The organism is Streptomyces sp. NPDC001070, from assembly GCF_053598835.1.
In genome coordinates this window covers 109,057-121,615 of the sequence record NZ_JBSFLB010000020.1, presented here as the reverse complement: position 1 = coordinate 121,615, position 12,559 = coordinate 109,057, and the positions used below count along the sequence as shown (strand labels likewise).

The 12,559-nt window shown below is 71.6% G+C and carries 10 protein-coding genes; 6 read left to right on the top strand and 4 right to left on the bottom strand.

Annotated elements, in window-relative coordinates; genetic code table 11:
* The first annotated feature begins 75 nt into the window (after positions 1-75).
* Together ACWDAS_RS24380 and ACWDAS_RS24375 are read left to right on the top strand one after the other, a co-directional pair.
* Positions 76-900 carry a 3-hydroxybutyrate dehydrogenase gene (locus ACWDAS_RS24380; protein ID WP_450394526.1) on the top strand — a complete coding sequence of 275 codons (825 nt, stop codon included), beginning with the start codon at positions 76-78 and terminating at the stop codon, positions 898-900.
* Positions 901-966: 66 nt separating this feature from the next.
* Entirely contained in the window at positions 967-2,895 is a 1,929-nt protein-coding gene (locus ACWDAS_RS24375; protein ID WP_450394646.1) for a helix-turn-helix domain-containing protein, read from the top strand.
* Here the strand turns inward: ACWDAS_RS24375 and ACWDAS_RS24370 are convergent.
* Positions 2,886-3,305, bottom strand: a complete 420-nt coding sequence (locus tag ACWDAS_RS24370; RefSeq protein WP_450394524.1) for a VOC family protein — start codon at positions 3,303-3,305, stop codon at positions 2,886-2,888. The two genes, ACWDAS_RS24375 and ACWDAS_RS24370, sit on opposite strands and share 10 nt — an antisense overlap.
* A 109-nt stretch (positions 3,306-3,414) precedes the next feature.
* The gene (locus ACWDAS_RS24365; protein ID WP_450394522.1) at positions 3,415-4,791 is read right to left on the bottom strand and encodes an MFS transporter; all 1,377 of its coding nucleotides are present in this window, start codon (positions 4,789-4,791) and stop codon (positions 3,415-3,417) included.
* Between the two features lie 267 nt (positions 4,792-5,058).
* On the opposite strand from ACWDAS_RS24365, the gene ACWDAS_RS24360 reads away from it, so the two are divergent.
* The gene (locus tag ACWDAS_RS24360) at positions 5,059-7,278 is read left to right on the top strand and encodes an NADP-dependent isocitrate dehydrogenase (protein ID WP_450394519.1); all 2,220 of its coding nucleotides are present in this window, start codon (positions 5,059-5,061) and stop codon (positions 7,276-7,278) included.
* A gap of 107 nt (positions 7,279-7,385) precedes the next feature.
* Here ACWDAS_RS24360 and ACWDAS_RS24355 read toward each other — a convergent pair whose 3' ends face one another.
* On the bottom strand, positions 7,386-8,114 hold the full coding sequence (locus tag ACWDAS_RS24355) for an SRPBCC family protein (RefSeq protein ID WP_450394517.1): 729 nt from the start codon (positions 8,112-8,114) through the stop codon (positions 7,386-7,388).
* 161 nt (positions 8,115-8,275) lie between these two features.
* Positions 8,276-8,923 (bottom strand): ArsR/SmtB family transcription factor, encoded by a 648-nt coding sequence (locus ACWDAS_RS24350; RefSeq protein ID WP_450394515.1) that lies wholly within the window; start codon positions 8,921-8,923, stop codon positions 8,276-8,278.
* Between the two features lie 300 nt (positions 8,924-9,223).
* Between ACWDAS_RS24350 and ACWDAS_RS24345 the strand changes: the two genes are divergently transcribed.
* The 3 genes from ACWDAS_RS24345 to ACWDAS_RS24335 are packed head-to-tail and all read left to right on the top strand — an operon-like array spanning position 9,224 to position 12,527.
* Complete coding sequence (locus ACWDAS_RS24345) at positions 9,224-10,066, top strand: nitrilase-related carbon-nitrogen hydrolase (protein WP_450394513.1); 843 nt, start codon at positions 9,224-9,226, stop codon at positions 10,064-10,066.
* A gap of 17 nt (positions 10,067-10,083) precedes the next feature.
* On the top strand, positions 10,084-11,484 hold the full coding sequence (gene hydA, locus ACWDAS_RS24340; protein ID WP_450394512.1) for a dihydropyrimidinase: 1,401 nt from the start codon (positions 10,084-10,086) through the stop codon (positions 11,482-11,484).
* A 20-nt stretch (positions 11,485-11,504) separates the two neighbouring features.
* The gene (locus ACWDAS_RS24335; RefSeq protein WP_450394509.1) at positions 11,505-12,527 is read left to right on the top strand and encodes a TIGR03842 family LLM class F420-dependent oxidoreductase; all 1,023 of its coding nucleotides are present in this window, start codon (positions 11,505-11,507) and stop codon (positions 12,525-12,527) included.
* Positions 12,528-12,559 lie beyond the last annotated feature (32 nt).

Genomic DNA, 12,559 nt, shown 5'->3' with positions numbered 1-12,559 from the left:
GCCCCACGGACGGCGACGCGAGTGTGGGCGGCGCACACATCGGTCCGGGCCCGGAGGCTGCCTAGCCTGCACTGCATGACGCTCACGCCGCCCGCGCCCCGTCCCGCAGCAGGTCCCGTCCCGTCGTCCGGTGTGCCGGACCTGGGCGGACGCACCGCGCTCGTCACCGGCGCCGCCGGCGGCATCGGCCGCGCGTGCGTCCTGCGCCTGGCCGCCGCCGGGGCGAAGGTGCGGGCCGCCGACCGTGACGCCGAAGGCCTCGCCGAGCTCGCGGAACAGGCGGCGGCGGGCGGCCACCCGGGCACCGTCGAGACATTGCCCCTGGACCTGACCGACCTCGACACCGCGGAACAGGCGGCCGCGGGCACCGACATCCTGGTCAACAACGCCGGACTGCAGCTCGTGCGCCCGATCGAGGACTTCCCGCCGGATGTCTTCGCCACGGTGCTGCGCGTGATGCTGGAGGCCCCCTTCCGGCTGATCCGCGGCGCGCTGCCGCACATGTACGGGCAGGGCTGGGGCCGGATCGTGAACATCTCCTCGGTGCACGGCCTGCGGGCCTCGGCCTACAAGAGCGCCTACGTCTCGGCCAAGCACGGACTGGAGGGGCTCTCCAAGACCGCCGCCCTCGAGGGCGCCACGCGGGGCGTCACCTCGAACTGCATCAGCCCCGCCTATGTGCGCACCCCGCTGGTCGAGCGCCAGATCGCCGACCAGGCCGAGGCACACGGCATCGAACCCGAGCGCGTCGTCACCGACATCATGCTCGCCGACTCCGCCGTCAAGCGTCTGGTGGAGCCCGAGGAGGTCGCCGAGCTGGCCGCCTACCTCTGCTCGCCGCAGGCCTCCTTCATCACCGGTGCCTCGCTGACCATGGACGGTGGATGGACGGCGCACTGATCTGCCGGTATCCCTGACACCGTGCCCCGCGACCCTTACGACGCCCACGACGACCTCGGCGGAACGATGGCTCCCCACAGCCCCTCCGACGCTCCCTTCCTGCGGCTGCTCGCCCGCCGGGCACCGGCCGAGGAGTACGAGCGGCCGCTGCTCACGGCCCGGGCCGAGGGCGCGCCGCCCGCCGTGCTCGCCGAGATGGAGCAGGCCAAGCTGCTGGCCCTGCGCGTGCGGGCGGAACTGGAGGGCCGACGGCGCCGCGAGGCCGAGCTGTCGGCGCTGTTCGAGACGGCCGGCGACCTCGCGGGACTGCGCGACCTGGACTCGGTGCTGCAGGCCATCGTGCAGCGGGCCCGGTCCCTGCTCGGCACGGACGTCGCCTATCTCAGCCTGATCGACCGAAAGGCCGGCGACACCTACATGCGGGTCACCGAGGGGTCGGTCTCCGCCAAGTTCCAGCGGGTGCGGCTGGGCATGGGGGAGGGGCTCGGCGGGCTGGTCGCGCAGACCGCGCTGCCCTACGTCACCGAGTCCTACTTCGAGGACGAGCGCTTCCGGCACACCCATCCGATCGACTCGGCCGTGAGCGACGAGGGCCTGGTGGCGATCCTCGGCGTGCCCCTCGTCCTGGGCACCGGTGTCATCGGCGTGCTGTACGCCGCGGACCGCCGGGCCCGGGTCTTCGAACGCGGACAGATCGCCCTGCTCGCCTCCCTCGCCTCGCTTGCCGCCGTCGCCATCGACACGGCGAACCTTCTGGAGGAGACGCGCTCCGCGCTCGCCGATCTCGGCACGGCCAACGAGACCATCCGCAACCACAGCGCCGTGCTGGAACGGGCCTCGGAGGTCCACGACCGGCTCACCGAGCTCGTCCTGCGCGGCGGCGGTGTCGACGACGTCGCGGACGCCGTCGCCGAGGTGCTCTCCGGAACGGTCCGCGTCGTCGGCCCGGACCGCGACCCCGTCCCGGAAGCGCTCGCCGACGCCGTCGCCCGCTCCCGCAAGGACGGCCACGCCGTACGCCAGCACGAGACCTGGACAGCGGCCGTCACCGCCGGCGGCGAGCTCCTGGGCGCCCTCGTGCTGCAGGGCCACCCCGAACTCGATCCCGTCGACCAGCGGACGCTGGAACGGGCCGCCATGGTCACCTCCCTGCTGCTGCTCGCCCGCCGCACCGCCGCCGAGGCCGAGCAGCGTTTCCGCGGCGAACTCCTGGACGACCTGCTCGACGCCCCGCAGCGCGACCCCGGACTGCTGCGCGAACGCGCCGGCCGGCTCCGCGCCGACCTCGACGCCCCGCACATCGTCCTGGCCGCCCGCGTGGACGAGGAGCACGCGGGGGCCACCGCCGACCGGCAGCGGCTGTGGTCGGCCGCCTCGCACCTCGCCGCCACCCGCCGCGGGCTGGCCGCCGCGCGCGACGGCGGCACCGTGCTGCTGCTCCCGCTGGAGGCGGGCTCCGACGCCTCGGCGACCGCGCGCCGCATCGCCCAGCAGCTGGGCACCGCGGTGCAGGCGGCCGTCACCGTCGGGGCCTCCGGGCCCGTCCACGCACCCGCCGGCCGCCCCGGCGCCGTCGCGCTCGCCTACGCCGAGGCGCAGCGCTGCGGTGACACACTGCGGGCCCTCGGCCGCACGGGGGAGGGGGCCTCGGGCGACGACTTCGGCTTCCTCGGGCTGCTGCTCACCGACTCGCGGGACGTCGACGGCTTTGTGCACCGCACGATCGGGGCCGTCGCCGACTACGACACCCGGCGCGGCACCGACTTGGTGCGCACCCTGGACGCCTACTTCGCCAGCGGCATGAGCCCCGTGCGCACCAAGGACGCCCTGCACGTGCACGTCAACACCGTGGCTCAGCGCCTGGAGCGCATCTCCCACCTCCTCGGTGCCGACTGGCAGGCCCCGGACCGCGCGCTGGAGATCCAGCTCGCGCTGCGCCTGCACCGGCTGTCGACGGGGCAGGACGGCACGGCGGAACCGGCGGTTCAGGACTGATCCGCGCCCGCGACCAGCTCCACCTCGAACCCGTCGCCGTTCTCCAGATATCCGGCGTAGTGCTCCGCCCCGCCTGCGTGGGGATGGAGGCCGGGGAACATCAGCGTCCAGCCGTGCCGCGGCGCCCGATTCACCAGCGCGTCCAGCTCTTCGCGGCCCGCCACATGGAACGCCAGATGGTTCAGCCCCGGCCTGCGGCGCTCGTGCGCGCCCGGGATCAGATCCGGTGACCGCTCGACGACGATATAGGTCGGCCCCAGTCGCCGGCTGCGGCCCGCCTCCCACCCCTGGTACAGCGCATAACCCAGTTCTCCCAGGAGCCAGCCCCACTCGGCGTCAGCGCGCTCCAGGTCCGGAACCCACAGCTCGACATGATGCAGCACCCCCGTCACCGGCCTCGTGTCACTCACGGTGACGACAGTAGACCCCGCCACTGACAAGCAGCGGCGGGGTCCACGATCAGGGGCCCATGACCAGGGTTGGGGGACGGGGCCGGGGGACGGGTGACGGGCGGACGGGTCAGCCCACGTGGGCCGACCGGGCGAGCTGCGCGTCCTGCGCGGCCTCGGGCTCGACGGCGTCGAGGTCCCGGCCGCGGGTCTCCTTGGCCACCCCGACCGCGACCAGCGTGATCAGGGCGGCGAGGATGACGTACAGGGAGATGTAGGTCGAGCCGCCGGTGTCCGCGAGCAGAGCCGTCGCGATGAGCGGCGCCGGCGCGCCGGCCGCCACCGAGGCGAACTGGGCGCCGATCGAGGCCCCGGAGTACCGCATGCGGGTCGCGAACATCTCCGAGAAGAAGGCCGCCTGCGGCGCGTACATGGCGCCGTGCAGCACCAGGCCGACCGTGACCGCCAGCAGCATGGCGGGGAAGCTCTTGGTGTCGATCAGCGCGAAGAAGGGGAAGGCCCACAGGCCCACGCCGGCCGCGCCCAGCAGGTACACCGGCTTGCGCCCGATGCGGTCGGACAGCGCGCCCCAGGCCGGGATCACGGCGAAGTGCACCGCGGAGGCGATGAGCACGGCGTTCAGGGCCGTCTGCTTCTCCACCGCCGCGTGCGTGGTGGCGTAGACGAGGACGAAGGCCGTGATGACGTAGTAGCTGATGTTCTCCGCCATCCGGGCACCCATCGCCACCAGGACGTCCCGCCAGTGGTCGCGGAGCACCGCCAGCAGCGGCAGCCGCTCCATCGCGGACTCCTCGGCCTTGCGGGCCTGCGCCCTGGCCAGCGCCGCCTTGAACACCGGCGACTCGTCGACCGACAGCCGGATCCACAGGCCCACCAGCACGAGCACGCCGGAGAGCAGGAACGGGATGCGCCAGCCCCACGAGGTGAAGGCGGCGTCCGAAGTCAGCGCGGTCAGCGCCGACAGCACACCGGTGGCGAGCAGCTGGCCCGCCGGCGCCCCCGTCTGAGGCCACGACGCCCAGAACCCGCGGCGCTGAGCGTCGCCGTGCTCGGAGACCAGCAGCACCGCGCCGCCCCACTCGCCGCCGAGCGCGAAGCCCTGCACCAGGCGGAGCACGGTGAGCAGCACCGGAGCGGCGACGCCGACCGTGGCGTACGTCGGGAGCAGGCCGATGCAGAAGGTCGCGCCGCCCATGAGCAGCAGGCTCAGCACGAGCAGCCGCTTGCGGCCGAGGCGGTCCCCGAAGTGACCGAACACGAGGGCGCCCACCGGGCGGGCGGCGAAGCCGACCGCGTAGGTCAGGAACGACAGCAGCGTGCCGACCAGCGGATCCTGTTCGGGGAAGAACAGCTTGGGGAAGACGAGCGCCGCGGCGGATCCGTAGAGGAAGAAGTCGTACCACTCGATGGTGGTGCCGATGAGGCTCGCCGCGACGATTCTGCGGAGCGAGCCGGGTGCGGTTGGCGCGGGTGCCGGGGTTGCCATGGTCACCACTTCCGGGCGGGGGACGGGGACGTTTCCGTGTCGCCACACCGTAGAAACGGCCACGTCACGCTCCCATGTGGTGGCGCACCACAGTTGTCCCGCCGGGTATGCGCGCGGCCACCATGACAAGGGTGTCCGGGGTGCCCGGCGACTCCGGCCGGGTGGCGAGCGGGGCGCGCCGTCCGCGGGGAGGGTCCATTCGAGTGGCCGGCGCTCAGGAGATATCTTGATGTCGAGCAATGTTGCAGACGTGGAGCGGAGCACCCGGTGACTGACTCGACCATCATCTATACGCACACCGACGAGGCGCCGGCGCTGGCGACGTACTCGTTCCTGCCCGTGATCCAGGCGTACGCCTCCACGGCCGGAGTCGCCGTGGAGACCCGTGACATCTCCCTGGCCGGGCGCATCATCGCGAGCTTCCCCGAGTACCTGGAGGAGGGGCAGCGCATCGCCGACGCCCTCGCCGAACTCGGCGAGCTCGCCAGGACCCCCGCCGCGAACATCATCAAGCTGCCGAACGTGTCGGCCTCGATCCCGCAGCTGAAGGCCGCGATCGCCGAGCTGCAGGAGCAGGGCTACGCGCTGCCGGACTACCCGGACGACCCGAAGTCCGACGAGGACAAGGACGTCCGCGCCCGCTATGACAAGATCAAGGGCAGCGCCGTCAACCCCGTCCTGCGCGAGGGCAACTCCGACCGCCGCGCCCCCGCTTCGGTCAAGAACTACGCCAAGGCGCACCCGCACCGCATGGGCGCGTGGTCGGCCGACTCCAAGACCAATGTCGCGCACATGACCGCCGACGACTTCCGTTCCACCGAGAAGTCCGCGGTCATCGCCGAGGACGGCGCCCTGCGCATCGAGCTGGTCGGTGACGACGGCACCACCACCGTGCTGCGCGAGTCGGTGCCGGTGCTTGCCGGCGAGGTCGTGGACGCCTCCGTCATGCGCGTCGCCGTGCTGCGCGAGTTCCTCAGCGACCAGGTCGCGCGCGCCAAGGCCGAGGACGTCCTGTTCTCGGTGCACCTGAAGGCCACGATGATGAAGGTCTCCGACCCGATCGTCTTCGGCCATGTGGTCCGCGCCTTCTTCCCGAAGACCTTCGCCCAGTACGGCGAGACCTTCGCGACGGCCGGCCTCACCCCGAACGACGGCCTCGGCGGCATCCTCAAGGGCGTGGAGTCCCTGCCCGAGGGCGCGGCGATCAAGGCCTCCTTCGAGGCCGAGCTCGCCGAGGGCCCGGCCCTGGCGATGGTCGACTCCGACCGCGGCATCACCAACCTGCACGTCCCCAGCGACGTCATCGTCGACGCCTCCATGCCGGCCATGATCCGCACCTCCGGCCACATGTGGGGCCCGGACGGCCAGGAGGCCGACACCCTCGCGGTGCTCCCGGACTCCAGCTACGCGGGCATCTACCAGGCCGTGATCGAGGACTGCCGCGCGCACGGCGCCTTCGACCCGGCGACGATGGGCTCGGTGCCCAACGTCGGCCTGATGGCGCAGAAGGCCGAGGAGTACGGCAGCCACGACAAGACCTTCGAGATCCAGCACACCGGCACGGTGCGCCTGGTCGACGGGGCCGGGAACGTCGTGCTGGAGCAGACCGTCTCCGCGGGCGACATCTTCCGCGCCTGCCAGACCAAGGACGCCCCGATCAAGGACTGGGTCAAGCTGGCCGTCACCCGCGCCCGCGCGACCGGCGACCCGGCGGTGTTCTGGCTGGACGCGGAGCGCGCCCACGACGCGAACCTCATCGCCAAGGTCGAGGAGTACCTGCGGGAGCACGACACCGAGGGCCTGCAGATCGAGATCAAGTCCCCGGTCGAGGCGATCAAGTTCTCCCTCGAGCGCATCCGCCGCGGCGAGAACACGATCTCCGTCACGGGCAATGTGCTGCGTGACTACCTGACCGACCTCTTCCCGATCCTCGAGCTGGGCACCAGCGCCAAGATGCTCTCGGTCGTGCCGCTCATGAACGGCGGCGGCCTCTTCGAGACCGGCGCCGGCGGCTCCGCGCCCAAGCACGTCCAGCAGCTGGTCAAGGAGAACTACCTGCGCTGGGACAGCCTGGGCGAGTTCCTCGCGCTCGCGGTCAGCTTCGAGCACCTGGCGACCACCACGGGCAACGCCCGCGCCCAGGTCCTGGCCGACACCCTCGACCGCGCCACGGGCACCTTCCTCAACGAGGACAAGTCGCCCAGCCGCAAGCTCGGCGGCATCGACAACCGCGGCAGCCACTTCTACCTGGCCATGTACTGGGCCCAGGAGCTGGCGAAGCAGACGGACGACGCGGAGCTGGCCAAGGCCTTCGCCCCGCTCGCCCAGACGCTGACCGACAAGGAGCAGACGATCGTCGACGAGCTGATCGCCGTTCAGGGCTCCCCGGCCGACATCGGCGGCTACTACCAGCCCGACCCGGCCAAGGCCGCGGCCGTGATGCGTCCGTCCGCGACCTTCAACGAGGCGCTGGCGAGCCTCGCCTGACGCGACCGGCACGTCCGGTACATCCGGCACGTCCGGCAGCACGACGCGAACCGCCCCGGCTGGTGTTCCAGCCGGGGCGGTCCCGTGTGCGGGGGACTGCGGGGCGGTTACGCGAAGACTTTGTTCAGCCAGTCCTGCCAGCGCTCCTCGGCCCGACCGCCGTCCGCGCCGGCGGCGAAGTCGTGGACGCTGATGCCTACCGGGGCGCCGAAGTGGTTGCGGCCGAAGACCCGGAACATCGCGTCGCCCGTCCGCAGGCCGACGAAGTACGGGTTGCGGTAGTCGACCACGGCCTCCACGGGACCGGTGCCGGGCAGTTCGACGCGTACGGTGGCGCCCTCGGCCGCGTCGTCCGGCACCCCGAGGGCGCGGCTGACGACCTCGAGGGCGTCCGGCGCGGTGGACGCGGCGGGACCGTTCACGGTGGCGAAGGCGGCGGGCCGGCCCGCGAAGTGCGTCAGGTACTGACGCAGGGTGTGCAGGTAGAAGTCGGTGTGCTTGCTCGCGCCGTCGTACTGGTTGTCCCAGTCGTCGACGAAGATGCCGCTGTGCACGTAGCGCACCCAGGAGCCACCGCCCTCGCGCTCCTCGATGACGTGCTCGAGCTGGTTGAAGGTCTGGTTCTCCGCGAGCTCGGGGCTCTCCACCCGCGCGATCAGGTGGTGCGGCGGGTCCCAGGCGGTGAGAGTGCCGCCGAAGGGCGCCGCGCCGCCCTTGCGCGGCTCGAACTCCTGGGGCCACAGCCAGCCCGCCGAACCGGTGGTGACGGCCTCCCAGACCTGCTCCGGGCTTGCCTCGGTCTCGAACTCGCGGACGATCTCGAATTCCTTGGACATGGTGCTGCTCGCTCCTTGTGGGACGCGCTCGGGCGCGTGGACGACGGGGTTGGGGGGCTCGCCGGCCTTCGGCGGTGACGGCGGTGACGGCGGTGACGGCGGTGACGGCGGGGCGGAGGCGGCGGTGGGCGGCCACGGGCCGCCGGAGCGGCCCGGCCGGCTCACGAGGACTCCTCGACGGCGGGCGCGGACTTCGGTGCCGGCCCCGCCGCGAGTTCGGGGACCGGGTCCTTGACGGTGGGGTGGAGCGCGACCACGATGCGGTGCTCGCGCCCGCCCTCGGTCCCCGCGTCGTGGTACTTGGCGATCAGCGCGCTGACGCCGCGGGTCAGCTCCTCCACGAACGCGGCCCGGTCGGCGGCGGAGGCGAAGCGGACCTCGCCGTCGAGGGCGTACGTCGCGAGCCGCTTGCGGGCCCTGGCCGCGCCGGTGATCAGGGTGCCGACGTCGCGCACCAGGCGGGCGGCCACGGCCAGGAGCCAGCGCGCGGACAACTGGTCGCGAAAGCGCCCGGGATCGGGCTGGACGGCGGCCAGAGCGAGCGGGGAGATGACGTACGAGGCCGCGGTGGCCCGCATCAGCCGCTCGGTGACATTGCCCTTCCTCCGCTCGCCCGCCAGCTCGACCAGGCCGTGCGTCTCCAGCGTCCGCAGGTGGTAGTTCACCTTCTGCCGGGGCAGCCCGACGCGTGCGGCGAGCATGGCCGCCGACGCGGGCCCCTCCGCCAGTTCGGCGAGGAGGCGGGCCCGTACGGGGTCCAGCGTGGCGGCGGCCGCCGCCGAGTCCTCGATCACGGTCACGTCCAACATGGCTCCACCGTCTCACCGAAAAGTTTTTTTGTCCATCTCACATTTCTTGTCGGTGGGTCGCGGACACCAGCCGGTAACGTCGGCGCCCGGGACGAAACGCCGATTTCACCTGCCGCGCGACCGCCCCTGACACGCCTCTGAGCGGTGTCCACGCAGGTGACGCGGCGCAACGCCGGGGGCCCCATCGCGTTACACCGTGGTACTGCACCCCGCCCCGCCCGGCTCCTAATGTCAGCCGTCAAGCGGCCCGGAGTTCACCTTCGCGGTCCGCTCTTTGCCGCGACGTCGGAGGGAAGACCGATGAGTCGAGTAGTGCGCGCCGCGCTCGTCCAGACGAAGTGGACCGGCGACAAGGAATCGATGATCGACCTGCACGAGCGGTACGCCCGCGAGGCCGCCGCCCAGGGCGCGCAGGTGATCGGCTTCCAGGAGGTGTTCAACGCCCCGTACTTCTGCCAGGTGCAGGAGCCCGAGCACTACCGGTGGGCGGAGCCGGTGCCGGACGGCCCGACGATCGTGCGGATGCAGGCGCTCGCCAAGGAGCTCCGCATGGTGATGGTCGTGCCGGTCTACGAGGTCGAGCAGGCGGGCTTCTACTACAACACCGCCGCCGTGATCGACGCCGACGGCAGCTACCTCGGCAAGTACCGCAAGCACCACATCCCGCAGGTCAAGGGCTTCTGGGAGAAGTACTACTTCAAGCCCGGCAACCTGGGCTGGCCGGTGTTCGACACCGCCGTCGGCAAGATCGGCGTCTACATCTGCTACGACCGGCACTTCCCCGAGGGCTGGCGGGCGCTGGGCCTCGCCGGCGCCGAGCTGGTCTACAACCCCTCGGCCACCTCCCGCGGTCTGTCGGCCTACCTGTGGCAGCTGGAGCAGCCCGCCGCAGCCGTCGCCAACGAGTACTTCGTCGCCGCGATCAACCGGGTCGGCCAGGAGGAGTACGGCGACAACGACTTCTACGGCACCTCGTACTTCGTCGACCCGCGCGGCCAGTTCGTCGGTGACGTCGCCTCCGACAAGGAGGAGGAACTCGTGGTCCGCGACCTGGACTTCGGGAAGATCGAGGAGGTCCGCCAGCAGTGGGCCTTCTACCGTGACCGCCGCCCCGACGCCTACGGCCCGCTGACCGAGGCCTGAGGGGAGGGAGGGAACCGGTGAGCCGAACCCTGATCCGCGGCGGCCTCGTCGTCACCGCCGCAGAAGAGGTCCACGCCGACGTCCTCGTCGAGGGGGAGCGCATCGTCGCCCTCGCGGCGGCCGGCAGCACCGTCGCCGAGGGCTGGACGGCGGACACCGTGATCGACGCGACCGGGACGTACGTCATCCCGGGCGGTGTCGACGCGCACACCCACATGGAGCTGCCCTTCGGCGGCACCTTCGCCTCGGACACCTTCGAGACCGGCACCCGGGCGGCCGCCTGGGGCGGCACCACCACCATCGTGGACTTCGCCGTCCAGTCGGTGGGCGAGTCGCTGCGCGGCGGCCTGGACGCGTGGCACGCCAAGGCGCAGGGCAACTGCGCGATCGACTACGCCTTCCACATGATCGTGTCGGACGTCAACGAGAACAGCCTCAAGGAGATGGATCTCCTCGTGGACGAAGGAGTCACCTCCTTCAAGCTGTTCATGGCCTACCCGGGCGTCTTCTACAGCGACGACGGCAAGATCCTGCGGGCCATGCAGCGCGGCGCCGCCAACGGCGGGCTGGTGATGATGCACGCGGAGAACGGCATCGCCATCGACGTCCTGGTCGAGCAGGCGCTGGCCGCCGGCAAGACCGACCCCCGCTACCACGGGGAGGTCCGGCGGGAGTTGCTGGAGGCCGAGGCGACCCACCGCGCGATCCGGCTGGCGGAGGTGGCCGGGGCGCCGCTGTACGTCGTCCACGTCTCCGCGCAGCAGGCCGTGGCCGAACTGGCGACCGCGCGCGACCGCGGTCTCAACGTCTTCGCGGAGACGTGCCCCCAGTACCTCTTCCTGTCCACGGACAACCTCGCCGAGCCGGACTTCGAGGGCGCCAAGTACGTCTGCTCCACGCCGCTGCGACCCGAGGAGCACCAGGCCGAGCTGTGGAAGGGCCTGCGCACCAATGACCTGCAGGTGGTGTCGACCGACCACTGCCCGTTCTGCTTCGTGGGCCAGAAGGAACTGGGCCGGGGGGACTTCTCGAAGATCCCCAACGGTCTGCCGGGGGTGGAGAACCGGATGGACCTGCTGCACCAGGCCGTGGTGGACGGGCACATCAGCCGCCGTCGCTGGATCGAGATCGCCTGCGCGACCCCGGCGCGGATGTTCGGCCTCTACCCGCGCAAGGGCACGATCGCGCCGGGCGCGGACGCCGACATCGTCATCTACGACCCGGCCGCCGAGCAGGTCATGTCCGCGCAGACCCACCACATGAACGTCGACTACTCGGCCTACGAGGGCAAACGCGTGCGCGGCAAGGCCCGCACGGTGCTGTCGCGCGGCACCGTGATCGTCGACCAGGACCGCTACCTGGGCCGCGCCGGCCACGGCCGGTACCAGACCCGCGAGACCTGTCAGTACCTCGTCTAGCCACCCCAGGGAGCAGAGCAATGGATTTTGGTCTCGTCCTGCAGACGGACCCGCCCGCCGCCGGGGTCGTCGAGCTGATGCAGCGCGCCGAGCGCAACGGCTTCACCCACGGCTGGACCTTCGACTCGGCCGTGCTGTGGCAGGAACCGTTCGTCATCTACAGCCAGATCCTGGCGAACACCGAACGGCTGCTCGTCGGCCCGATGGTCACCAACCCGGGCACCCGTACCTGGGAGGTGACCGCCTCCACCTTCGCCACGCTCAACGACATGTTCGGCAACCGTACGATCTGCGGCATCGGCCGAGGCGACTCCGCGATGCGCGTCGCGGGCCGCAAGCCCAACACCCTCGCCCGCATCGAAGCCGCGATGCACGTCATCCGCGAACTCGCCGAGGGCCGTGAGGCCGACCTCGGCAGCGGGGCGGTGGTGAAGTTCCCGTGGGTACGGCCCGGTGCCGAGTTGCCCGTCTGGATGGCCGCGTACGGGCCGAAGGCGCTGGCGATCACGGGGGCGAAGGCCGACGGCTTCATCCTGCAGCTCGCCGACGTCTACCTGACCGAGTGGATGGTCAAGGCGGTCAAGGACGCCGCGGTCGCCGCGGGGCGCGACCCGTCCGAGGTGAAGATCTGCGTGGCCGCGCCCGCCTACGTCACCGAGGACGACTCGCCGCGGGCGCTCGCCCACGCCCGCGAGCAGTGCCGCTGGTTCGGCGGCATGGTCGGCAACCACGTCGCCGACCTCGTCGGCAGGTACGGCGAGGCGTCGAGCGCCGTCCCCCAGGAGCTGACGGATTACATCAAGGCCCGTCAGGGGTACGACTATTCCCACCACGGCCGTACCGGCAACCCCGACACCGCGTTCGTCCCCGACGAGATCGTCGACCGCTTCTGCGTCATCGGCACCGCGGAGCAGCACATCGAGAAGCTGCGCGCCCTCCAGGCCCTCGGCGTCGACCAGTTCGCCCTGTACAACATGCAGGACGCCAAGGAGTCCGTCATCGAAGTGTACGGCTCCACCGTCATCCCCGCGCTCCGCGGCTGACACCGGCCCCGCCATCCCCCCCCCGCACGGCA